The organism is Enhygromyxa salina (genome assembly GCF_002994615.1).
Taxonomy (GTDB): Bacteria; Myxococcota_A; Polyangia; order Nannocystales; family Nannocystaceae; genus Plesiocystis; species Plesiocystis salina_A.
Map to the genome: position 1 here is coordinate 1 of NZ_PVNK01000126.1, position 22,174 is coordinate 22,174.

Annotated in this window: 18 protein-coding genes; 8 read left to right on the plus strand and 10 right to left on the minus strand. The window is 67.9% G+C overall.

Going from position 1 to position 22,174, the window contains the following annotated elements:
- The 5 genes from ENSA5_RS12755 to ENSA5_RS12780 form a co-directional block, all read right to left on the minus strand.
- Positions 1–301: DUF3127 domain-containing protein (locus tag ENSA5_RS12755; protein ID WP_106391922.1), on the minus strand; the 301-nt coding region annotated here is incomplete at its 3' end.
- Between the two features lie 113 nt (positions 302–414).
- The gene (locus tag ENSA5_RS35885; RefSeq protein WP_146155626.1) at positions 415–1,866 is read right to left on the minus strand and encodes a WGR domain-containing protein; all 1,452 of its coding nucleotides are present in this window, start codon (positions 1,864–1,866) and stop codon (positions 415–417) included.
- A 60-nt stretch (positions 1,867–1,926) separates the two neighbouring features.
- Positions 1,927–3,339 (minus strand): NHL repeat-containing protein, encoded by a 1,413-nt coding sequence (locus tag ENSA5_RS12765; protein ID WP_181197706.1) that lies wholly within the window; start codon positions 3,337–3,339, stop codon positions 1,927–1,929.
- Positions 3,340–4,209: 870 nt separating this feature from the next.
- Positions 4,210–5,199 carry a hypothetical protein gene (locus ENSA5_RS12775; RefSeq protein ID WP_106391925.1) on the minus strand — a complete coding sequence of 330 codons (990 nt, stop codon included), beginning with the start codon at positions 5,197–5,199 and terminating at the stop codon, positions 4,210–4,212.
- Between the two features lie 632 nt (positions 5,200–5,831).
- Positions 5,832–7,478, minus strand: coding sequence for an aldehyde dehydrogenase family protein (locus ENSA5_RS12780; RefSeq protein WP_181197707.1), 1,647 nt, complete (start codon positions 7,476–7,478; stop codon positions 5,832–5,834).
- 210 nt (positions 7,479–7,688) lie between these two features.
- On the opposite strand from ENSA5_RS12780, the gene rpmB reads away from it, so the two are divergent.
- From rpmB to ENSA5_RS12800, 4 genes are all read left to right on the plus strand, one after another.
- Entirely contained in the window at positions 7,689–7,925 is a 237-nt protein-coding gene (rpmB, locus tag ENSA5_RS12785; RefSeq protein ID WP_106391927.1) for a 50S ribosomal protein L28, read from the plus strand.
- Positions 7,926–8,001: 76 nt separating this feature from the next.
- Positions 8,002–9,900 (plus strand): permease, encoded by a 1,899-nt coding sequence (locus tag ENSA5_RS12790; protein WP_106391928.1) that lies wholly within the window; start codon positions 8,002–8,004, stop codon positions 9,898–9,900.
- A 48-nt stretch (positions 9,901–9,948) separates the two neighbouring features.
- A complete protein-coding gene (locus ENSA5_RS12795) occupies positions 9,949–11,502 on the plus strand; it encodes a hypothetical protein (protein WP_106391929.1) in 1,554 nt (517 codons plus the stop codon).
- Positions 11,495–13,177, plus strand: coding sequence for a clostripain-related cysteine peptidase (locus tag ENSA5_RS12800; protein WP_106391930.1), 1,683 nt, complete (start codon positions 11,495–11,497; stop codon positions 13,175–13,177). The genes ENSA5_RS12795 and ENSA5_RS12800 overlap by 8 nt, the downstream gene beginning before the upstream one ends.
- An 8-nt stretch (positions 13,178–13,185) precedes the next feature.
- Here the strand turns inward: ENSA5_RS12800 and ENSA5_RS35890 are convergent, their stop codons facing one another.
- The 3 genes from ENSA5_RS35890 to ENSA5_RS37590 all read right to left on the minus strand — a co-directional run bounded on the left by ENSA5_RS35890 (position 13,186) and on the right by ENSA5_RS37590 (position 16,324).
- Positions 13,186–13,677: a hypothetical protein gene (locus ENSA5_RS35890; RefSeq protein ID WP_146155629.1), complete on the minus strand. Its 492-nt coding sequence runs from the start codon at positions 13,675–13,677 to the stop codon at positions 13,186–13,188.
- A gap of 244 nt (positions 13,678–13,921) precedes the next feature.
- Positions 13,922–14,395 carry a hypothetical protein gene (locus ENSA5_RS12810; protein WP_106391932.1) on the minus strand — a complete coding sequence of 158 codons (474 nt, stop codon included), beginning with the start codon at positions 14,393–14,395 and terminating at the stop codon, positions 13,922–13,924.
- Between the two features lie 192 nt (positions 14,396–14,587).
- Positions 14,588–16,324 carry an IgGFc-binding protein gene (locus tag ENSA5_RS37590; RefSeq protein WP_181197708.1) on the minus strand — a complete coding sequence of 579 codons (1,737 nt, stop codon included), beginning with the start codon at positions 16,322–16,324 and terminating at the stop codon, positions 14,588–14,590.
- Positions 16,325–16,376: 52 nt separating this feature from the next.
- On the opposite strand from ENSA5_RS37590, the gene ENSA5_RS12820 reads away from it, so the two are divergent.
- Positions 16,377–18,179: a DUF885 domain-containing protein gene (locus ENSA5_RS12820; RefSeq protein WP_219906779.1), complete on the plus strand. Its 1,803-nt coding sequence runs from the start codon at positions 16,377–16,379 to the stop codon at positions 18,177–18,179.
- A gap of 52 nt (positions 18,180–18,231) precedes the next feature.
- Here the strand turns inward: ENSA5_RS12820 and ENSA5_RS37595 are convergent, their stop codons facing one another.
- Positions 18,232–19,203, minus strand: coding sequence for a WD40 repeat domain-containing protein (locus tag ENSA5_RS37595; protein WP_181197709.1), 972 nt, complete (start codon positions 19,201–19,203; stop codon positions 18,232–18,234).
- Positions 19,204–19,401: 198 nt separating this feature from the next.
- Here ENSA5_RS37595 and ENSA5_RS12830 point away from each other — a divergent pair, with 198 nt between their 5' ends.
- Both ENSA5_RS12830 and ENSA5_RS12835 read left to right on the plus strand, forming a co-directional pair.
- Positions 19,402–19,659, plus strand: coding sequence for a hypothetical protein (locus ENSA5_RS12830; RefSeq protein ID WP_146155630.1), 258 nt, complete (start codon positions 19,402–19,404; stop codon positions 19,657–19,659).
- An 82-nt stretch (positions 19,660–19,741) separates the two neighbouring features.
- Positions 19,742–20,458: a response regulator transcription factor gene (locus ENSA5_RS12835; protein WP_106391936.1), complete on the plus strand. Its 717-nt coding sequence runs from the start codon at positions 19,742–19,744 to the stop codon at positions 20,456–20,458.
- Here ENSA5_RS12835 and ENSA5_RS12840 read toward each other — a convergent pair whose 3' ends face one another.
- On the minus strand, positions 20,459–20,944 hold the full coding sequence (locus ENSA5_RS12840; RefSeq protein ID WP_106391937.1) for a P-loop NTPase family protein: 486 nt from the start codon (positions 20,942–20,944) through the stop codon (positions 20,459–20,461).
- Positions 20,945–21,205: 261 nt separating this feature from the next.
- Between ENSA5_RS12840 and ENSA5_RS12845 the strand changes: the two genes are divergently transcribed.
- Entirely contained in the window at positions 21,206–22,132 is a 927-nt protein-coding gene (locus ENSA5_RS12845) for an acyl-CoA desaturase (protein WP_106391938.1), read from the plus strand.
- The last annotated feature ends 42 nt before the right edge of the window (positions 22,133–22,174 follow it).

The window sequence follows — 22,174 nt, forward strand, 5'->3', positions numbered from 1 at the left end:
GGCCACCGCCTGGGTTGGCGTGGGCGTGGGCGAGGTTCTCGATCCGCCAGCCCTGGATGCTGACGAAGTACTTCACGTCGCCGCGCGGGCTGGTCCACTCGCGGCCGCGAATGTCGATCTGGATCCGGACCTCGTCGCCGGCCGCGTAGCCGTTGAGCAGGTCGATCTTGTCCTGGGTGAACTCGATCAGGATCTGCTGCGGGTAGCGACCCTCGGTCACGAGCACGAGCTCGCGCTTGCGGAACGAGGCGCTGATGTTCTGGGGTTCGAAGAGGACCTTGATCTTGCCGACGAGCTCCATGGCGGAGGCGAGGCTCGGACCTGCGTGCGCTGGAGTCAAGGCGAGGCGTCTGTTCCCGTCTACTCCCCGCTACTCCGCCGCTACTCCGCCTCTACTCCGCCTCTACTCCCCCTCTACTCCATGGTCGCTACGTAGCGAAACAGGAATTCGGGGGTCTGAGTGCCCCCGCGCTGGGCGCTGCAGTCGACCTTCGGCAGCGCCGCCTTCAACGCCTTGACCCCGGCCTCACTGAGCTGGTTGCGGCTCAGGTCGAGCCGCGTGAGGTGGGCGAGTCGCTCGGCGTGGCGCACGACGACCGCCGCGCCCTGGTCGTTGAGGCTCCCGCGTGAAAGGTCCAGGCTGTCGAGCCGGGCGACCAGCTCCGAGCTCAGGATCGCGTCGAGCGTCGCGGCGTCCAAGAGCGCGCTTTGGATGCCGAGGTGTTTGAGGGACGCGGGCCAGCTCGCCTGACAAAAATCCGCCACCTCGCGGGCCTGGACCGATGCGGTGCTCGAGTAGACCTCGAGCAGATCCAGATCAGAGCCGGGGTAGCTCTCGGGGTAGCGCAGCGCGTCCTCGTTGTCCTCGTCCCACTCCTCGGGGGCGTAGACGTCGTCGAGGATGCAGTGGACGTAGCCCCCGAGCCAGACCGAGAGCTGCTCGAGGGCCGGGAGCTTGGCGTCTCGAATGGCCTGCAGGTCGGTGGCGTTCGCGTTCGCAAAGCGGACCTCGAGGCGGCGGAGCTTGGCGAAGCCGAAGGCGCCGAAGCCCTGCTGCCCGGAGCACTGGACCTCGAGGACCTCGAGCTCGGGGAGGACCTTGGCGACCGCGGCCAGATCGGGGTGGCCAACGTAGGCGGAGGCGCCCGTCGGGGGGAGCGCTCCGAAGGCCAGCTCGGTCAAGGTCTTGGGCGCCTTGGCCAAAGCGGGGATCACCGCGTTGAAGGGCTGGACGATGTTCGTCGGCGAGCTGTCCCAGTCACGATGGGTCTCGAAGCGCGACGGAGCGCCGTCGAGGACGAGTCGGCGCAGGTAGCGGGCCGCGGGCAGCGTGAACAGCTTCCGCAACCCGTCGCCGAGCACCGCCGAGGTTCCGCCCGAGGTGATCGTGACCTCGTCCATGAAGCCCTGCTGCCAGGTGAAGCTGACGTTGCGCTCAGCCAGGCCGCCGATGATGGTGGGGTTGTCGGCCAGGATCGCGTCGCGCTCGTCGACCTGCGCGGTGTGATCGAGGGTGATCAAGGTGCCCCACGGGTGCCCCGCTGCCTGCAGCCAGTCGCCAAACACCAGCCGCCCCTGCGCGGAGGGATCGGCGTCGAGCTTGGCCAGCTGGGCCTCGAGGGCCTCGGGGTCGAGGGCGGGGGCGCTGTCCTGCGCCGCCTCGACCTCGACATAGCCCTTTTTGGTCTTGGACTTGATGAGCTTCTCGGCGTCTTTTTGCATCGCCGAGGGGTCGGCGAAGGTCTTGGTCTTGGCCTGCCCCTTGGTGCCGATCCGGCCGTAGCAGACGGTGTGCGTGTTGCCGTCTTGCTCGATCTGCCAGAACTTTGCGGCTTTGCCGTCGATGAGTTCGAAGGTGCGCTTCATGGGTCCTTGTGACGTGGTGTGACGTGGTGTGACGTGATGTGACGTGGTGTTGGGTTGGCCTCAGCCCTGGGGGATCCCGCCCGAGGCCAGGTTCAGGCCCCACCCGGTCATGTCCGAGTAGGTGTAGGGCGAGTTCAGCCCGGCGTAGGAGTCCCAGGTCTCGGCCTCGGTGTCGACTCGCCACGCGCTGTTTTGCATGTCGACGAACCACACGTAGCCATAAAAATCCACGCTCACGCCGCGCGAGGAGTTGGTCGGCAGCTGGATCCACTTGCCGACCTCCATGGTGTTGATGTCGATCGCCCGGATCCCCGGCGGGTTGTAGGTGCCCAGCCACATGGTCTGGTTGGCGTCTTCTTGGAGCCCGTAGCCGAGGAGCCCCGGGATCGTGGTCCACTGGTCGGTCTCGGGGTCGAACATGGTTGTGCCGTCACAGTACGCGCCGATCCACGGGCGATCGAGGGAGTCGACGGTGAAGCCGTAGCTGCACACCGACTGGGGCACGTCCCAGATCTCGTAGCCGAGGTCCTCGAAGTCGACCTGCACGAGCTTGCGCGGCGAGTCGTAGGTGATGAACCAGTAGTCGTTCTCGGAGTCGACCGCCCCGCCGTAGCCGCCGAAGTAGCCCGGGCTGATCTCGGGGATCGGGAACTCGGTCTCGAAGCTGCCGTCGGTCCCGTCGAGGCGCATGACGTTGAGGCTGCCGGGCTGGTTCGAGGCCGAGGCCGTGCTCCACACGTACTGATCTTCGACCTCGCAGGTGTTGGGGTTGAGCAGGCCCGAGGTCCAGGCCAGCGGTCGCTGGCTCGTGTAGTTCGGGTCGACCGCGGTGTACCAGGCGATGCAGTCGTCCTCGCCCCAGGCGAGCACGTCGTCCTTGCCCGACGAGGTCTGGAGGCCGGGCTGGCCGTTGGTCATCTCGTCGCAGTTCTCGGGCAGCGCGATGACCTTGGTGACGCCGCCGGTCCGGTTGGCGACCGCGACGTCGCCCGAGAGGTTGACCGAGGTCCGCGACGGGCTGCCGCCGGCGTCGGAGCGGGTGCGGTAGCGGCCCTCCTCTTCGAGGGTCTGGGTGTTGACCTTCGAGATCGTGCCCTCGCCCGAGTTGGCGACCCAGATGTAGGAGAACTCGGGCTCCATGCCCATGTCGCCGCAGCCGCCCATCGACGCGTCGGGGGTCGCCTCGATGTCGAACTTGACGCCGCCGTCGTCGTTGGTGTCGGTGTCGCCGTCACCGGGGTCGCCGTCGCCGTCGCCGTCGCCGCCGGGGTCAGTGTCGCCGGAGTCACCGTCGCCATCACCCGTGCCGTTGTCGTTGGTGCCGTCGCCGGTCTCGTTGGTCGAGTTGGTCGTGATGCCTTCGGCTGCGGAGTTGGCTCCGTCGGCGCTCGACGAGTCTTGGTTGCCGGAGCCACCGCAGGCGGCGAGGAGCAGGGCACAACAGGTCAGGGGGAGGAGTGAGCGCTTGGACATGGTGGGGCCTCGGGTCGTCGATGGGTGTCGCGCAGCATGGCGACGGCGGCATGTTAGCAGGGGCTCGATGTGGTGGGATGATGTGCGTGAGATTCGCGGCTTGAACGTGGTCGCGAGCCCCCTATGAGACTTCAAAGACAGCTTCACTGGGCCGGAGTTGGTCTCGTTGGCGCCCGATGGTCGACGCCTGACCTACTCGAGTTGAGCGGCAAGCCAGCGTCCCGAGATCCGTGGGGCTGGCTGCTGCAGCGGGTGCTCGCGGTCGACATCCGGGCCTGGCCCAAGTGCGAGGGGCGGCCGGCGTGAAATTTCCTGTTCGGCGTGAAGAGGATCCGGACGGGGAGTCTTCTGTGCACCAGAGCCACACGGAGATCCGGACAGGGAGTCTTCATGTGGGCGTCGGTCTGGTGGGCGTCAGAATTTCGCTCAACGAAGCCCAAACACCGGCTGATCCCCCCTCCAATCCCCGTCTCAACGCCGCCGAACCAATACACGCCGGCAGGATGGCTCGCGCGACCCCGCCATCTCTCTATTTCCCACCCGCTACGGCGCCTGCGCGATCACATCAACACCGAATCGAGAGGATCCGGACGGGGAGTCTTCTGTGCACCAGAGCCACACGGAGATCCGGACAGGGAGTCTTCAGGGATCCGGAGGGATCCGGACGGGGAGTCTTTTGTGCACCAGAGCCACACGGGGATCCGGACAGGGAGTCTTCATGTGGGCGTCGGTCTGGTGGGCGTCAGAATTTCGCTCAACGAAGCCCAAAAACCGGCTGTTCCCCCCTCCAATCCCCGTCTCAACGCCGCCGAACCAATACACGCCGGCAGGATGGCTCGCGCGACCCCGCCATCTCTCTATTTCCACCCGCTACGGCGCCTGCGCGATCACATCAACACCCGCGAAGCGCCGCATCCAGTAAGTCCCCGCGGGAAACACCGCCGGCTCACCCGCGAGCAGAGCCGCCCGCGCCGCCGCGTAGTCACGCTCCCACTCCCGGTCCCGCGCCACCTCGTTCAAGACCAGCCTCAGGCACGAGGCCGCGTGCTTCGGTGTGATCGTGAACCGCTCCTCGAAGCTCTGCGGCGCACGATTCCAGCGCTGCCGGGCGAGCTTGCGCTGCCCCATGAATCGACGCCCGACCTTGCGCATGTATCGATGAATCTCGAGCTCGCGTTCGCGCACCGCGTCCATCAACTTGTCGTAGAACGCGTCGTCATCGAGCTTCGAGAAGATCGCCGGACGAACCAGGGTCAGCGAGACCTCCTCGGGCATGTCGCCGTCCTCGTTGAAGATCCCATCCGGCCGCTTGAAGGTCCGGGTCTCGCCGAAGCGCCAGCCGATCGTGGTGAAGCTCGGCCAGTCGCGCGACCACTTGACGAGCCCGGCCTCGACCGGGTTGGTCAGCGTGTAGACGAGGTCCATCAGCGACTCGTCGTCGGTCGGCCGCTGCGTGTCGCATGGGGCGTCGCCGCTCCAAACGCTGTCAGTGCGTCCGAGCTGGGCGTTGCGCCCCCGGGCGACGAGACTGTGCAGGAGCTGCTTGAAGGGCACCAGGTTGGCGTCGGGGTCCGTGAGGTCGGTGTGGTGGTGATTGGACATCCACAGGCTCGAGTGGACCTGGATGCCGTAGCGCGTCGCCGCGTAGGCGAGGCAGTAGCCGAGGAAGTTGGTGAGCTCGGCAGGCTTGTATCCTGGAGAGAAGAGGAACAGCCGGCCGACGCAGCGCCTGGTGATCTTGTAGCGGCCACCGCGCAGAATTGGCCGGGCGCGGACGCGTGGATAGCCGCGGGCGAGGCCGCGGGCTCGGTTTTTCGCCCGACGGGCGGCGCTGGCTTGCTTCTGGGCGGAGGTGGCCACGCAGGGTTCTCGGCCCGCGGCGCCTGGTGTTGCAGGGATTCTTGCAGTTCGTGTGTGTTTGTATTCCGATGAGCTTCAAAACGGTGTTCTGAGGCTAAGAACGAAGCTCCGAGTCCAGATCCCCCAGGTTCGGTAGTCCGGCCCCCCAGTACCCCGGACCTCCTGAGTGATTTGAGGATCAAAGAAAAATTCCGAGTCTGGTTGCCCCGGTTGCCCGGGAGGTGATCAAAGGATCAAAAGAAAGACTCCGAGTCCGGTTGCCCCCTCTCGTCCGGTTGCCCCAAGGTTGCCCCTTGCCCCGGGAGGTGATCAAAGGATCAAAAGAAAGACTCCGAGTCCGGTTGCCCTCAGTCCGGTTGCCCCGCCCCCCAGGGTTGTGGGAGGTGATCAAAGGATCAAAAGAAAGACTCCGAGTCCGGTTGCCCCCCCGCTGCTCGGGAGGTGATCAAAGGATCAAAAGAAAGACTCCGAGTCCGGTTGCCCCGTGCGCTTGCGCTGGTTGCCCCGTGCGTCTGGTTGCCCCGTGCGTCTGGTTGCCCCTTGGCCCAGTTGCCCGGTGATCAAAGGATCAAAAGAAAGACTCCGAGTCCGGTTGCCCCTCTGGTTTGGGTTGCCCCGGAGTCCTTTAGTCCCTAGCCCGTGAGCGCGGCGCCGAGCACAGGAAACAGACGCCCCAACCCCGGCTTGAACTCCATCATCACCAGCGCCCGCCCCATCGCGGGCAAGTTGCGGTGATCCACAAACCACGGCGGCTTGGGCTGAACCCGAAAGGGCAGATCAATCACAGACTTCAAGAGCGGCTCCCACAACAAATTATTGTGCGCCATCCCGATCCCGCTCTGAACATCCTCTTGGGTATTGCCGGGGTACCCACCCCAACCCGAGACCATCAGCGCGCACCCAGCCCCAGCCCAGCCGTTGACCGCGACGGTGCCGTAGCGCAGCTCCGCGATCGCGCCCTCGACCGCCTCGGGGTGGGCCTTGCGGGTCTTGGGATGCACGATCAGCGAGCAGCTGAGGTTGCCCCACAGCTCGTCGTTGGCGAAGGGCACGGCCTTGGCCAAGAACTCGGCCGGGTCGTCGGTCGGGATGTCGACGATGTTGAGCAGCCCGCAAAAGCCCTCGCAGGTCAGCGCCCACTCACCGCTGGTCATCGGCACGTCGCTGACCAGCGTCCACGGGACCACGCCCTCGCCCTTGCGCCCGATGATCTTGTGCTGGGGGTACTTGCTGCAAAACTCCTCCCAGCGCCTGGTCGAGCCCGGGTAGTAGGAGATCCGCGGCGGGCTCGCGGCGATCGCCTGCTCGACGCGGGCGACGAACTCGTCGCGCTGGTCCCAGCCCGAGGCGACCAGCAGGACCTGCGGCGCGGCGCAGTTGTGCCCGGCGTTTTGGGTGAGCGCGGCGGCGAGCTGGCGCGCGTGGTAGTCGAGGTCGCGCTCGGTCCACGGCCCGGGCGTGATGAAGTAAGGCGAGACGCAGCCGAGCTCCGAGGTGAAGGGGCGCTCGTTGAGCCGCTCGCCCGAGGCCTTGCGACGCTCGCGCTCGATTGGGTCGGCGCCCCACACGATCGCGTCGTGGGTCGCGTCGGAGCCGGTCACGTGGATCGTGTCGACCTCGGGGTGGGTGCACAGGTGCTTGCCGACCTCGAGCCCGCCGTAGACGACGCGGACGAAGCCAGCGTCGATCAGGGGCTTGAACGCGCGCTCGATGTGCGGGCCGTCGACCTCGTTGACCGGGTTCATCTTGAGGACCACGACCTCGTCGTCGATGAACAGCTTGTGGAGCATGTCGGTCGGGCCCAAGAAGATCTGGTTGCCCGCGCCCATGACCAGCGCGACCTTGCCGGGCCAGGTCTCGCCCGCCGCCTTGCGCCGATAGATCCCGCCTTGCTCAGCGGGCGCGCCGGGCTCGAGCCACAGGTCGATGTTCCAGCCCGTGAACAGCGCCTTGTCGAGCAGGGTCTGGGGAAACACGCGGACGATCCACTGATCCCCATCGGGCGTGGACCGGCGGCGCTGCGAGACCGGCGGCGGCTTGCCGTCGTGCTCGAGGGTGTGAATCAGGTAGCGGACACTGCGCGGGATGGCGAGGAAGCCCGAGAGCCACTCCTGGCCCTCGGGGTTGGTGCCCGGCTCGATGCCCTTGAGCTTGCAGGAGGTCGCAACCCACGCGTCGGCCTCGGCCTCGAGGGCGATCATGACCTCGCGCAGCAGTTTGAGGCGGATCTCCACGCCGGTCTCGACCCAGCGGTCCGCGTTGGCCCGAATCTCGGCCACGGCGGCGTCGACACTGTCGATCGGAGTCGGGGGGAGGGGGTCGGGGCGAATCCAGGCTTGAACGGCGTTCATTGCGGTCTCCGGGGGCTAGGCAGCCCACCTCCAGTGAGCGCTATCCTCGCACTCGCGGGCTGTGGCGACAAGCCCGTGCACAGGTTGACAGAGCCGGGCCCATGGGCCAATGTCCGCACCCCTTCGGGAGCAAGAGCGATGTCGCAAGTCTGCCAGATCACCGGAAAGCGCCCCCTCGTGGGCATGAACGTGTCGCACTCGCACATCCGCACGAAGAAGCGCAGCCTGCCCAACCTCCGCTGGAAGCGGTACTGGCTCGGCAGCGAGAATCGCTGGGTGCGTCTGCGGGTCAGCAGCAAGGGCATGCGGATCATCAACAAGAAGGGCCTCGAGACGGTCGTGGCCGAGCTCCGCGCCAAGGGCCAAAAGATCTAGCTGGGCGTGTCCTGGGGGTTTCGGGTCCAGCTCCCGAAGCTTCCGGTCAAACTAGCCGAGTTATGCTGATCCGCTGATGGCCACGTTCAGCAACGGCGAGTACATGCTGGTCGCCAGCATCGCCGCGCTGTTCGCCATCCCGCTGCTTCATCGCGTCGCGGAGCGTGCCGGTCGGGCCTACTCTTTGCTGGACGGCTTTGTCGTCGTGGCGGTGGTCGGGCTGGCGCTGCTGGAGATCATCCCGCTCGGCGTCGAGCTGGCCGGGTGGCCCGCGCTGCTGGCGGTGATCGTCGGGCTGCTGCTGCCGAACTTCGCCGAGCGGCGCTTCGGCGGGAAGTCGACCCGCCGCGCCGCGGCCTGGGCTGCGCTCGCGGGCATGGCCTTTCACGCGTTCACCGACGGCCTCGCGCTGGTCGGCTCGCAAGCCCACGGACACAGCGAGGCGCTGGGCTGGGCCGTGACTCTCCATCGCGTGCCCGAGGGGCTGGCGGTGTGGTGGATGCTGACGGGCCCCGACGCCGACGACAAGTCGGGGCGGCGCGCCGGGTTCGTGGGCCTGGCCATGCTCGCCGCGGCCACGTTGGGCGGCTACGTGGTCGGCGGCGCGACGACGGTGCTCGACAACAGCGGCTTCGTCGGCCTGCTCGAGGCCTTCGTCGGCGGGCTCTTGCTGCACGTGGCCAGCCACGGGCTCGGCAGCTCGCGATCGAAGCGGGCGGCCGAACATCGCTACTTGCCCGGCGTCGGCGGGCTCCTGGGCCTCATCGCGGTCGTGGGCTTGTTCGTGGTCCCGGCGGCGCGCGAAGGGCAGGCGGCCTTCGAGGCGTTTTGGGAGCTGCTGCTCGAGAGCGCGCCGGCCTTGCTCCTCGCGTATGGCTTCGCGGGCTTGATCGGCAGCGTGATGGGCGAGGCCCCCGCGCGCTGGCTTCGGCGCGGCGGCGCGACCTCGCAGGCGATGCGCGGCGTGGTCTTCGGGCTGCCGCTGCCGCTGTGCTCGTGCGGGGTCGTGCCCGTGTATCGCTCGCTCGTCGATCGTCGGGTCCCGGCCACGGCCGCGCTCGCGTTTTTGGTCGCCACGCCCGAGCTCGGGCTCGACGCCGTGCTGCTGTCGGTCCCGCTGCTCGGGGTCGACATGGCGCTGCTGCGGGTCGGCGTGGCCTTTGTGCTGGCGCTGGCGATCGGTGGCGTGGTCGGCGGCTGGGCCGAGCGCCGGGCGGCTGAGCTCGCGCCCGCGAGCGCCAAGGTCGAGGTCCCGCGCGACGCTCCGCCGCCCGAGCCCAAGCCGCTCGCGGGGCGCCTCGTCGACGGCCTGCGCACGGGCTACGGCGAGGTCCTCGACAGCACCGGGCCATGGATCCTCGTCGGCTTGATGTTCGCGGCGCTGATCCAGCCATGGATCGACGCCGAGTTCTTCACGAGCCTCGGGCCCGTGCTTCAGGTCGTCGCGTTCGGGCTGCTCGGGCTGCCGGTCTACGTGTGCGCGACCGGGGCCACGCCGCTGGTGGCGGTGCTGATCGCCAAGGGTCTGTCGCCGGGGGCGGCGCTGGCGTTCTTGCTGACCGGGCCGGCGACCAACGTGACGACCTTCGGCGTGCTCGAGCAGCTCCACGGGCGCAAGGTCGCGCTGGCGTTCGCGGCGGCGATGATCGTCGGTGTGCTCGGGCTCGGGTGGGGCGTCAACGCGCTGTGGCCGGAGGTGGGCGCCGCCAGCGGTGTCGCGGGGAGCCATGAGGGCCACGGGCCGCTGGCGATCGTGAGCGCCGTGTTGCTCGGTGGGCTGTTCATGGTCTCGCTCGTGCGTCAGGGCCCGCGCGGCTTCCTCGGGCGTCTGTGGGAGCTCGGTGGTCACGATCACGATCACGGTCACGGTCACGGTCATCATCATCATCATCACGATCACGACCACGACCACGACGATCACGACCAGGCGGCAGCTTCGCGGGGCAGCAGCTGCTGCAGCCACGATTGCCACTAGCGTTTGTTTTGCGCGACCGCCTGGAGGCTGCGATGTCAGCTTTAGTGAATGGGAAGCTCGCAGACGAATGACCTGAATGAGACCACCGCGCCTGGCGCCGACGCGCCGCTGGAGGACCCGGAGACGATCGCCGAGCTCGAGCGCACGCTCGCGGAGTTTCATGCCAACCCCGCCGAGGTCCTCGCCCGTCAGCCGGAGAAGACCGACGAGGACGGTCAGGTCGTGGCGGTCAGCGCCTTCTCCGAAGACGAGCTTCGAGCCGGTCGTCACGTGATCGCCAGCGACCAGTATCGCAAGTTGCACAGCACGATCCGAGACGGCGTCATCATCACATTGTCGGAGACGGTGCCGGGGCGGGCGCCCTTCGCGGACAACGATCGCGCCGAGGACCTGGTCGACACCCTCGAGCACACGCGCCTCGACGAGATGCACGCGCAGGGGCTGCGCAAGGCCGAGCTGGCCGAGTCGCCGTGGTCCGATGACTACTGGCCGCTCTACACCGGGGCCCTGGGCCTCCGCTACGCCGACCCCGACTTCCCGCGTGATCGGGACTGGGCGCGCAACCGCGAATACATCGAGGCTCACCCGGCGCCAACGATCGTCGAGAGCGGTGACAGCGAGGCGATCGATCGCCTGTCTCCGTCGGAGAAGTACGATCTCTTGGTCGGGGATCCGAGCGGGACCCTGACCACGCAGATGTGGGAGTGGGGCCGCCGCTACTACGAGGAATACGGCGAGGTCGAGCGCTGGATGGGGATCTGTCACGGCTGGGCTCCGGTCGCGTACATGCTCCCGCGGCCGCGCAACTACGTCGACGTTGTGGCCGCCGACGGCGAGACCGAGCTGCGCCTGTTTCCTTCGGACATCAAGGCCCTGGCCTCGCTCTTGTGGGCCAACGTGTCGACCCTGCGGCGCTTCGTTGGCGGGCGGACCAAGGACAAAGACCCCCCGACTGACGAGGTCGGGCGGCTGCTGGCGCCCGCGGCCTTCGACACCAACCCGGCGACCTGGCACCTGTCGGTGGTCAACCAGATCGGCGTCGCGCGGCGGGCGTTCATCATCGACGCGACCTACGATCACGAGGTCTGGAATCAGCCGGTCTACGCGTACCGCTACTCGTACTTCAACCCCAAGACCCGCACCTTCCAGTCAGGCCTCGACGGCGCGATCGTCGATTACGAGGACTTTCGGGCCGACGACAAGTTTGCCAAATATCGCTCGAGCGAGGTCGAGAAGATCGTCGGCGTGATGATGAAGCTGACCTACGTGACCGAGACACCCCCCTCGCAGCGCCGCGTGGACAGCGAGGACCACGACCGGCGCCACACGGTCCAGTACATGTACGACCTCGAGCTCGACGCGCAGACCAACATCCTCGGCGGCGAGTGGTACCAAAACAAGCACCCCGACTTCCTGTGGACGCCGCTGCCCGGCGTGCGCGCGCGGGCCTCCGCGGATGCCTTTGCGATGGGCACCTGGGCTGCGCCCGGTGAGATCTTGCCGGAGTGGTGGCGGCTGGCGGCTCGCTACGCGTCGCGGGGCCTCAGGCCTGCGCCGCTGAGCAAGGTCGTCGAGCAGCTCATCGCCTTCGCCAATGCTTGACCGGGTCGGGCAGACCCTGGTCTGCGCGGGCCTCGTCGCCTGCGGGGCGCCGTCGGCAAAACCGGAGCGCTCGGCGCTGGAACCTGCTCGCGCGCTCGTGCGCGAGTCGGCTAATGCCAGCGCGGAGGCGCCCCGGTGTCGGGACGCGTGGGCCGCCTCGCCGAAGACCGACTGGCGCTACGACTTTGGCCGCGACGCACGTTGGACTGCGCGCGGCAACGAGGGCTACCAAGACTACGCCGCGCGCGTGAACCGGACCGGGTGCGTCAAGGACTGGACTGTGCTGATCTACATGGCGGCCGATGTCGGCGACCTCGAGCCCTTCGCCGTGTGGAACATCCACGACATGGAGATGCCGCTCGCGGACGGCTCGGCGGCGTCGACGGTCGACGCCGACGTGGTCGTCGAGCTCGATCTCGCCGAGCCTCGCGGCGTCCGGCGCATGCACCTGTTCACCCACGAGCAGGGCGCGGCCGCCGAGAACAAGGACAAGGCCGCGCGCGAGCACTTCGTCGGGCGGTCGAAGGTTGCGCGCCTGAGCTCGCCGATCGTCGAGTACGCGCCCGACGAGCCCCAAGATCCGGCCGCGGCGCTGCGGGCCTTCGTCGACTGGGGTCTGCGAAGCTACCCCGCGGACAGGGTCATGCTCGTGGTCTGGGGCCACGGCGCGGGCTGGCGCGCGAGCGACGATCGGAGCCTGAAGCAGCCCTGCCCGGAGGCGCCGAGCAGCGCCGTCGACTTCCTCGCCGAGGGTGGCTTCGGGCCGGACTGCAGCGAGGGCACGGTGCTCGACATCCCGAGCCTGGCGAAGGTCGTCGGCGAGGTCGCGCTCGAGCGGCGCGGCTCGGCGATCGACGTGCTCGTGACCGACGCGTGCTTGATGCAGACCGTCGAGATCACGACCGAGCTGGCCGACGCGGCGCGCTATATCGTGGGCTACGAGCAGGTCGGTCCCCACGCGGGCATGCCCTACCTGCGCCTGATCCCGGGTCTGAACGGGAGCGTGGCCCTGCCCGGGAAGCCGGACCCGCGCTGCGGGCCGATCCGCGACCTCGGGTGTGAAGTGGCGGCGTCGGTGCCCGCGATCTATCGAGCTGCGGTCGAGGAGGGCTTTTATAGCGAGCGGATCCGGGGGACCACCGATGCGCCCGTGTCCGAGACCTACACGGTCTCGACCGTCGACACCCTCGCCCTGAAGCGCAGCCTGGTGCCGGCCATGGACGAACTCGGCGACGCACTGGTCGAGTTCCTCGACGAGGAGCCGCCGCGGACGATCTTGGTCCACGAGCTCCTGCGTCCGGGGGGGCTGCGCGGCTTCGCGGGCGAGACCCGTGACCTCGGCATGGTCTTGACCCGACTCGCGCAGATCGTCGATGAGGCCGAGCTCCTCGGGGCCACGCTCGGCTCGCAGCGGCTGCGGACGGCGATCGCTCGCGCCGAGGCTGCGCTGGAGCTCGCCGTCTTGCGCTCGGCCCACGGGAGCGACTATCGAGGGCCGCAGTTCCCCGACGGCTTCGGCGGGCTCGCGGTCTGGCTGCCGCGCTGCGAGAGCTCACTGCTCGCGCGCCTCGGTGAATTTCAGCGCTCGAGCTTTTACGAGTCGCTCGCGGGGGCGGGCCATCCGTGGGAGCGGTGGCTCGAGCTGAGCTTCGGTCCACAGCCCGATTGTGACTGAGCGGGCTGCTACATCGTGGTGATCGAGACCCGGAGCTCAGGGCTGCCCTCGACCGCGCTCACGAGGATGTCGGTGTCCGCGAGCGAGAACTTGCGGGCCAGGATCCCCAGCGAAGTCGTCGGCGTCTGCTGGACGATCGTGTAGCCCTCGCCGCGCAGGGCGTCCTCGAGCTTGGCGTCGTCGTCGGCCTCGTGTGTGCGCTCGAGTTGGTAGCGTCGCTGATAGACGACCTCGACCTCGCCCCGGGTCTCGCTGTCCTCGACGAGCACGCCGCCGCCGTAGACCTCGTCGAGGATCTCTTGAATGTCGGCGTCGACGGCGGCGGCAAGGTTGATCGGGGCAGGCTCGGGGCTCGGGGTCTCGGCCGCGATCGTCCTGCTCTGGGGCTCGTGACTGGGACTCGGTGTGTCGACGGCCTTTCTCTTGGCGCAACCGGAGCCAATCATCAAGAGCGCGCCGACCACCGCCAATACCGTGAAATTGCCCGACGAAGTACCCATGCTCATGTTGTGACGAATCGTGCGAGTGAACGCAATCGCAGCGAACGCGGACGCGCGCGAGAACACTGGCATATTTAGCGTCGGAGACTGGGCGCGCACGAGGTTCCAGGACTTGGTCTAGCAGCCCGGGGTGCTAGGAGTTGGCCCAGGGATTGGAAATTAAAAATCCCGGCGCTCGTGCATTGCAAGCAATGATGACGAGCGCCGGGATCTGTCGCAGCGGACGCTGCGGACGCGAGCTTGCCTAGCGCATGCCCTTGTCTTCGATCTTGTTGATCTTGCCGTCGGCCCAGCACACGTTGTAGGTCCGAATGGTCATGCCGGCCTTGGCTTCGAAGGTGAAGCAGTCGCCGTCTTTGCCGACGACCTTGGGCTCGCCGAGGGTGTACATGCCCATGTCGTCGTCGGCGACGGTCTCGTCGGCGCCAAACTCTTTGAGCGCGGCGGTCACGGCGGCGTCGGTGCCGTCGAACTTGCCGAGGAAGGCGGTCATCTCGGGGGATGCCTCGACGGCGGCTGCCTCTTCGGGCTTGGCCTCCTCGGGCTTGGCCTCCTCGGGCTTGGCCTCCTCGGCCTTTTTGTCGTCGGCCTTCTTGTCGTCGGCCTTCTTGTCGTCGGTCTTCTTGTCGTCGGCCTTCTTGTCGTCGGCCTTGTCACAGGCGGTCGCGCCGAGGCACAGAGCGAGAAGGCTGGTGATCGCGATTTCGTGGATGCGCATGGGAGCGTGTTCTATCCCAAGGCGGGGTCAAAAACATACCTGGGTCGTCCCAGAGATTTCACACGTGCGGCCCCGCCAGGACTCGAGTGAGCCGCCCCCGACCTCGACCGCTCGGGCTCACCACCGCATCTCGTTAGAATTATTGACCTTTCGCGTGTGTCAGGGGTCCAGCACGATCCCTGGATCGGGCCCTCACTGCGGGTTGGGGTTGATGATGCCCGTGCCCGTACCACCGAGGTAGGCGTAGCTGTCGGCGAAGTCGTAGCCAACCACCACGACGGAGAAAGGCTCCGCGCCGTCGAGGACATGCACGCCGTCCTGCGCGGGGACCCGGGCGACCTCGTAGTCGAGACCGACGGGGACCCACAGGTCATCGTTGACCGCGACCCCGTCGACGGTCACCTCTGCGTCGACTTCACGCGTGAGGACCAGAAAGTCGTTGTCCCACAGGTCGGGGACCAGGACCACGTAGCGCGGGAGGAACTGCTCGACGGGGCTGAGCTGGACCATCGCCGGGTCGCCGCTGTTGAGGTTCACGAGGTTGCCCCAGCCGGTCATGTAGTTCACGACCGCGATCGGCTTGTCGGCGCTGATGAAGAAGTCGCCCGGATCGTCGATGTCGCCGCCCGCGTAGAACTGCAGCTTCTCGCCCTTGTCGATTGCGACCGGGGTGTTGGGCAGGCCGGTCACGGCGTCGGCGGCGTCGATGTTGATCGTGGTGTTGTCCTCGCTCGCGTAGATCATCCACAGTGAGGTCTCGACCGGGTTGTTCTGGCGGTTGGGGACGCGGCTGGCGACGAAGTTCTGGCCCCACAGCTGGAGGCCGGCGATCTGATCTTCGAGGTGGTCGCACGCGACGATGCCGTTGGGGATCTGCACGCACTCGTGACCCGAGAACACGGCGACGGGGTGGTCTTCGTCGGTCGAGATCCGAGTGCCGGTCAGATCGGCCTCTTCGGCGGCGGTCTTGACCTCGGCGACGTCGCCCTCGTTGAGGCCGTTGATCATGAACGGGACCCCGCTGGTCCCGGCCGGGACGTCTTGACCACCCGCGGTGTTCTGGGTCGGGATGACCTCGATGTTGGTGCCGTCGTTGAGGGCGACGATCGTCACGTAGCCCCTGCCAATGCCGTCACCCCAGTGGACGGTCTCGTTGACGTGGTCCCACGCGTGGGCAGGGTACAAGAGCGAGGCGTCGGAGGTGAACGAGGCCTGCAACAGCGGGTTGAACTGGTAGGCGATGATCGGCTCGTCGGAGCTGACGCGGTAGGCCCCGCCGACGAGGACGCCGCTGGCCTTGAGGCTGAGATCGGGGAGCGGGAAGACGTGAAGGTCGAGGGGCTCGACGTCCTGGGGCCCCGCGACGACCTCCCAGTTTCCGTTGACCTTGCGCTCGACGGTCACGCTCGCAACGTCGAGCTCTTGCACGTTGGACACGGCGAGCGCGTATTGATCGCCGTTGCCCCCGGAGTGGGTGTCGAGGTCGACGCCGTAGAACAGGCACCCGACGGTTGTCGGCGTGACCTCGGCTTGGGCGCAGGTCTCGGGGATGCCGGCGTCTGGCGGATCGCCGTCGCCGTCACCGTCGCCGTCGCCGTCGCCATCGCCGTCGCCGTCGCCGTCGCCGTCACCATCACCGTCACCGTCACCGTCACCATCACCATCACCATCACCATCACCATCACCGTCACCGGGATCACCGTCGCCGTCGCCGGGATCACCATCGCCGTCCCCCGTCGGGTCGCCGTCGCCGTCCCCCGTCGGGTCGCCGTCGCCGTCCCCCGTCGACTCGCCGTCGCCGTCCCCCGTCGGACCGGAGGCGGTTTCATCGAAGCTCGTCTCGGCTGACGTCCCGTCATCGCCACATGCGGTGGCTCCCGCAACGAGGACGACGGACACGGCGAAGACGAGGTAGGTACGGCAGCACATCGGCTCAGGGTATCACCACACACAGCGTCACCGCGGGATGCTATCAAGGCCCATGCATCGCCTCGCGCCCGCGGTCTTCTCATGCATGGCTCTGCTCTCGTGTGGAGGGAAGCAGGACACGGCCAAGGCCGGTCCCAAGCCCGAGCCCGCGGACCCGGCCGCCGAGGCAGCCGAGGCAGCCGAGGCAGCCGGGCCGACCGAGCAGCCGCCCACCAAGGTCGACACGAGCGCCTGGGATGCCTTCGCCAACCAGGCCCTCGACGACTACTTTCAGGCTCACCCGGCCTTCGCGGTCGTCGCCGGGCGTCACGAGCACGACGGCCGGCTCCCGGACTGGAGCGCCGAGGGCATCGCCAAAGAGATCGCCCGGCTCAACGATCAACGGGCCAAGGCCCTCGCGTTCACCGATGAGCAGCTCGACGAGCGCGCTCGCTTCGAGCGTGACCTGCTCGTCGCCCGCATCGACCGGGACCTGTTTTGGATCGACACCGCGAAGTGGCCGTTTCGCAACCCCTTCTTTTACTTTGATTGGCTGCTCGACGGCCTCGACCCCGCGGTCTATGTCACGCGGGAGTACGCGCCGCTCGACCAGCGGATGCGGGCTTACATCGCCTACGCCAAGGCGGTGCCGGTCGCGGCCAGGCAGATCCGCGAGAACCTCAGCGGTGATCTGCCCGCCACCTACATTCACTTCGGCGTCGCCGGCTTCGGCGGGCTCGCCTCGTACTACGAGAACGACGTGCCCGCCGTGTTCGCTCCGGCCATGGACGCGCAACAAAAGCTCGAGTTCGACGCGGCCAACGCCGGGGCGATCGCGGCGATGCGCGAGCTCGCGGCCTTTCTCGAGGCCAAGCAACCAAGCTCGGACTTCGCCCTGGGCGAGGAGCTGTTCGTCGAGATGATCCGGATGACCGAGGGCGTCGAGCTGAGCCTCGACGAGCTCGAGGCCGCGGGCAAGGCCGACCTCGAGCGCAACCAGGCCATGCTCGCGGTCGCGTGCGAGCAGCTGCTGCCAGGCGAGGGCATCGACCCGTGCATCGCCAAGATCGCGGCCGACAAGCCCGAGGGCGGCGCGGTCGCGGGCGCGGGCGCGCAGCTGGTCGAGCTGCGCGCCTTCCTCGACGACAAGGAGCTCGTCACGATCCCCGGGACCGAGCTCGCGCGGGTCGAGGAGGCGCCGCCCTACATGCGCCAGAACTCGGCCTACATCGACATCCCGGGCCCCTACGAGGAGGGCCTGCCCTCGACCTACTACATCTCGCCGCCGGATCCGGCGTGGTCGGCGAAGGAGCAGGCCGCGTACATCCCCGGTCAGGCCGATCTCCTGTTCACCTCGGTCCACGAGGTCTGGCCCGGGCACTTCCTTCAGTACCTCCACGCCAACCGCTCGAAGTCCGAGCTCGCCCGGGTGTTCGTCGGCTACGCCTACTCCGAGGGCTGGGCTCACTACAGCGAGGAGATGATGTGCGAGGCGGGGCTGTGCGACAACAGCCCCGAGCAGCAGATCGGCCAGCTGCTCAACGCGCTGCTGCGCAACGCTCGGTTCTTGTCGGCGATCGGGCTCCACGCCCGGGGCATGAGCGTCGAGGAGTCAAAGCGGCTGTTCCTCGAGCAGGCCCACCAAGACGCTGGCAACGCGCGTCAGCAGGCCGCGCGCGGGACCTACGATCCGGCCTACCTCAACTACACGATGGGCAAGCTGATGATCCGAAAGTTGCGCGACGACTGGACCGCCGACAGGGGCGGGTTCTCGGCGTGGAAGGACTTCCACGACGCGTTTTTGGCCTACGGGGGGCCGCCGGTTCCGATGGTTCGAGAGGCGATGCTGGGCGCGGACGCGGGGCCGGTGCTGTAAAGCGGGGGGCGTCACGGGCGAGCGCCGCAGCTGATGGCTCGAGGCCCGCGCCTCACTCGGCCTCGTCTTCGTCGTCTTCCTCGTAGGCCTCGTCTTCGTCGTCTTCCTCGGCCTCGTCTTCGTCGTCTTCCTCGTCTTCCTCGTCTTCGAGCTCGGTGAACTCGAACACCCGACCGAGCTCATCCGCCGACGCCGTGATCGCGTAGCGCCCGTCTGGCGACACATCGAGGTCGAAGTTCCCCTTGCAGGGGATCTCAAAGCGATCGAGCACCACGCCGTCTTCCGCGTCGTACAGCCCGATCCCGCTGTCGTACACACACACGAGCTGCTCGTACCCAGGCCGCAGCACCGCCCCCCTGAGCCCCTTTTCGACGACCGGCAGCACGGCTGTGTAGCCCCAGGTCGAGGCCGACCAGATCGTGATCGGTCCTCGCCAGCCCCGCGACACGACCCACTCGCCGTCGCGGGACAGCTCGAAGGCGCCGACGGTGCCGGGCCCGGCGTCTTGCTCCCACGCGATCTCGCCAGTCTCGAGCGACCAAAAGCACAGCGTGTTCCCGCCGCGGCCCGACACGAGGTGCTCCTCGTCGGCCGAGAACACAAAGGACATCCCGCGCGACCCGACGTCGTAGCGATGGACCAGCTCGCCGGTCTCGCGCGACCACAGGCACACGGTCTCGTCGCGCGCGCCTGAGGCGATCAGGCTGCCGTCGGCCGAGCTGCCGAGGGTGAACACCGGGCCGACGTGCTCGTCGAGCTCGAGCAGCAGCTTGCCGCGGGGCCACGACCAGACCCGGATGCTGCCGCCCGCGTCACCGCTGATGAGCTCGCCCGTGGCCGTGAACGCGAGGACGGTGACGGCGCGCTCGTGGCCCTCGAGGCTGCGCTCGAGCTTGCCGCCGCGCAGGGACCAGATCGCGATCGTCGTGTCCCGGCCTCCGGTCGCGATGCGTCGGCCCTCGGGCCCGAAGCGCGCGCAAAGTACTTGTCCTTCATGTCCGCTGAGGGTGTTGCGCAGCTTCAAGATAGGCTCCTCGTGGCGGCCAGTGGCCGGCCGGCGGCGATGATACACGGCGGCGGCGCAGGTGACAGCGCCACCTTCTCCAGCGACGGCGGCAGGGGCGGTCTCGCGCCATCCCGGGCGGAGCGCCCGCTGATGAGCGTTTCACCCATGTTCGGGCCGAGCTGGGCCGGCTTGGGCCACGCCCGGTACACTCCGCTCGTGTCGCGCCTTCAAATCACGATCTTGGCCGCGGGTCTGCTGGGTGGGCTGCTCATGAGCGCGGCCTGCGATCGAAAGTGGGACTTCGAGTGCACGGCCACGTGGAGCGAGGACGGCGTCGAGGTCTGGCGCAAGGTCTACACCTATCCCGAGATGGACACCGAGCAGGCCGCGACCGCGCGCTGCAAGGAAGAGATGCTCGCGGCCCGACCCAAGCGCGCGAACTCGGCGATCTGCAAGTGCGTCGGCCAGGACTGAGCGAGGAGTCCCGCCGCGCGAGCCACCGTCGCTCGGCCCCGGCGCTTGCGGCCCGAGGCGAGCCGCGCCACCATGATCGGCGATGGCCGAATCTGCGCGCCTGCTGGTCGTGGAGGACGACCGCAACCTCGCGACCGGGCTCAAGCTCAACTTCGAGCTCGAGGGCTACACGGTCGACCTGGTCCACTCGATCCGTGACGCGGGCGCGCACCTGCTCGAGTCGGGCAAGTACGCGGCCCTGATCCTCGACGTGATGCTGCCCGACGGCGACGACGGGGGCTTCGTGCTGTGTCGCAAGCTGCGTGACGCGGGCGACTTCACCCCCGTGCTGATGTTGACCGCCCGCGACCGGACCGCCGACCGCGTGCGCGGGCTCGAGGCCGGGGCCGACGACTACCTCGTCAAGCCCTTCGAGCTCGACGAGCTCCTGGCCCGGGTCCGCTCGCTTTTGCGTCGGCGCGACTGGGAGCAGCAACAAAACGGCGAGTCGAGCGAGCGCCTGCGCGTCGGCGAGGTCGAGATCGACTTCGCCGCCCGGGTCGCAACCCGCGGCGACGAGGAGATCAAGCTGACGGCGCTCGAGTACGATCTGCTCCGCTACTTCGCCGACAACCCGGGCCGCGTGCTGAGTCGGCAGGAGCTGCAGGAGAAGGTCTGGAAGCTCGACAACTATCCGAACTCGCGGATGGTCGACAACTTCATCCTGCGTCTGCGCAAGCAGCTCGAGCCCGACCCAAAGGAGCCGCGCTACTTCGTCGCGGTCCGCGGCGCGGGCTACAAGTTCGTGCCGGGGTCGTAGTCACGGCGCCGCCGTGATCCTTTGCCGGGTGCCCTGGAAGGCCTCGAAGAGGGCCTCGTGGGCCGGGCGTCCGAGCGGGCCCTCGCGGGTGGGGTAGGCGGCGATCCAGTCGAGCAGCATGGGCAGCTTGCGGTCCTGCTCGTCCTTGGTCGCGTACTTGTGCGGCTCCCAGGGGCGGGCTTGGGCGTGCGCCTCGCAGACGGCGACGGGCAGGTCGAGGAAGATCAGCTCGTCCGCCTCGGCTGCGAGGAGTCCGACGAGGTCGGCGTAGCAGCCCTCGACCACCCAGCGCGGGTGATTAGCGAGGGCCCGTCGGATCTGCCGGTCGGCCTCGTCGAGGGGTGTTCGCTCGGGAGGCTCGGTGGGCTGCCAGGCGAAGAGGTCGAGGTCGAGGTGGTGCGCGGCTCGGTCGCTCGCCAAGCGGCGGGCCAGGGTGCTCTTCCCGGCTCCCGAGTTGCCGACGATCAAGACGCGGTGTTCGGGCATTTGCGGAGGGTACATCCGCGCTCGCTCACTTTCGATGCGCGCTCGTGGGAGGCCGCATCGCGGGCAGGCTAGCAGCCCGGGGTGCTAGCGTGACGACCTCGACCGCGCCGCCGAGATCGACGTCTCCGCCGAGGGGCGTGCACGCGCCGTCGCAGCGCGGCACCCACGCTGGTCCTGACACAACCAAGACAAAGCTCGGCCACAACCAAGACCCCACGGAGGCAGGCAGACAGCGTTTCTGAGGCAGTTTGAGGGAGGCCCATGCCTACTGCCTTGCTCACCCAAGTCTCGACGCAAAGCCCCGCTCCGAAGAGCACCGCTCGGTTGTGGATCGAGGGCATCCCGTTCATCGCGTTGCACTTCGTACCCCTGCTCGCGCTGCTGCCCGGCGTCGTCGTTCGACCGATCGACTGGGTCGTGTGCGGGGCGCTGTACGTGGTCCGGATGTTTGGGGTCACGGGCGTCTACCACCGCTACTTCTCCCACCGCAGCTACAAGACCAGCCGCGTGTTTCAGTTCCTGCTCGCGCTGCTCGCGATGTCGAGCTCGCAAAAGGGGGTGCTGTGGTGGGCCGCGCACCACCGCCACCACCACAAGTACTCCGACACCGAGCGCGACATCCACTCGCCGATCCAAAAGGGCTTCTGGTACGCCCACGTCGGCTGGATCTTCGACAACACCGAGGCCACGGACTACTCGAAGATCAAGGACTTCGCCCGCTACCCCGAGCTGGTGTTCCTCAACAAGGCCTGGTGGATCCCGCCGACGGTCCTCGGCTTCGCGGTGTTCCTGGCCCTGGGCTGGTCGGGCCTGCTGATCGGCTTCGCGCTCAGCACCGTGTTGCTGTGGCACGGGACCTACACGATCAACTCGCTGACCCACCTCGTCGGCAAGCGCGTGTACGAGACCACCGACGACAGCCGCAACAGCTTCATCCTCGCGCTGATCACCCTCGGCGAGGGCTGGCACAACAACCACCACTACTACCAGGCCTCGACCCGCCAGGGTTTCCACTGGTGGCAGATCGACATCACCTACTACACGCTCAAGCTCCTGAGCTTCGTCGGGTTGGTCTGGGACCTCCGCGAGCCGCCCGCGGCGGTCGTCGCCGGGACCTGGCGCCCGAGCAAAGGGCGCACCTCAACCGGCGCGACTCCCGTCGACGCGGACCTGCGCGACGCGGCCTGAGCCGGGGAGCCAGCGTGCTGGGAGCCTGCCGCGCAGCCGGGC

Excerpts from the sequence above, each read along its gene's own strand:
- ENSA5_RS12835 (WP_106391936.1), top strand. The coding sequence starts at position 19,742 with ATGGCCGAATCTGCGCGCCTGCTGGTCGTGGAGGACGACCGCAACCTC.
- ENSA5_RS35885 (WP_146155626.1), bottom strand. The coding sequence starts at position 1,866 with ATGAAGCGCACCTTCGAACTCATCGACGGCAAAGCCGCAAAGTTCTGG.
- ENSA5_RS12800 (WP_106391930.1), top strand. The coding sequence starts at position 11,495 with ATGCTTGACCGGGTCGGGCAGACCCTGGTCTGCGCGGGCCTCGTCGCC.
- ENSA5_RS12795 (WP_106391929.1), top strand. The coding sequence starts at position 9,949 with ATGGGAAGCTCGCAGACGAATGACCTGAATGAGACCACCGCGCCTGGC.
- ENSA5_RS12765 (WP_181197706.1), bottom strand. The coding sequence starts at position 3,339 with ATGTCCAAGCGCTCACTCCTCCCCCTGACCTGTTGTGCCCTGCTCCTC.
- ENSA5_RS35890 (WP_146155629.1), bottom strand. The coding sequence starts at position 13,677 with ATGGGTACTTCGTCGGGCAATTTCACGGTATTGGCGGTGGTCGGCGCG.
- ENSA5_RS12820 (WP_219906779.1), top strand. The coding sequence starts at position 16,377 with ATGCATCGCCTCGCGCCCGCGGTCTTCTCATGCATGGCTCTGCTCTCG.
- ENSA5_RS12790 (WP_106391928.1), top strand. The coding sequence starts at position 8,002 with ATGGCCACGTTCAGCAACGGCGAGTACATGCTGGTCGCCAGCATCGCC.
- ENSA5_RS37590 (WP_181197708.1), bottom strand. The coding sequence starts at position 16,324 with ATGTGCTGCCGTACCTACCTCGTCTTCGCCGTGTCCGTCGTCCTCGTT.
- ENSA5_RS12840 (WP_106391937.1), bottom strand. The coding sequence starts at position 20,944 with ATGCCCGAACACCGCGTCTTGATCGTCGGCAACTCGGGAGCCGGGAAG.
- ENSA5_RS12810 (WP_106391932.1), bottom strand. The coding sequence starts at position 14,395 with ATGCGCATCCACGAAATCGCGATCACCAGCCTTCTCGCTCTGTGCCTC.
- rpmB (WP_106391927.1), top strand. The coding sequence starts at position 7,689 with ATGTCGCAAGTCTGCCAGATCACCGGAAAGCGCCCCCTCGTGGGCATG.
- ENSA5_RS12845 (WP_106391938.1), top strand. The coding sequence starts at position 21,206 with ATGCCTACTGCCTTGCTCACCCAAGTCTCGACGCAAAGCCCCGCTCCG.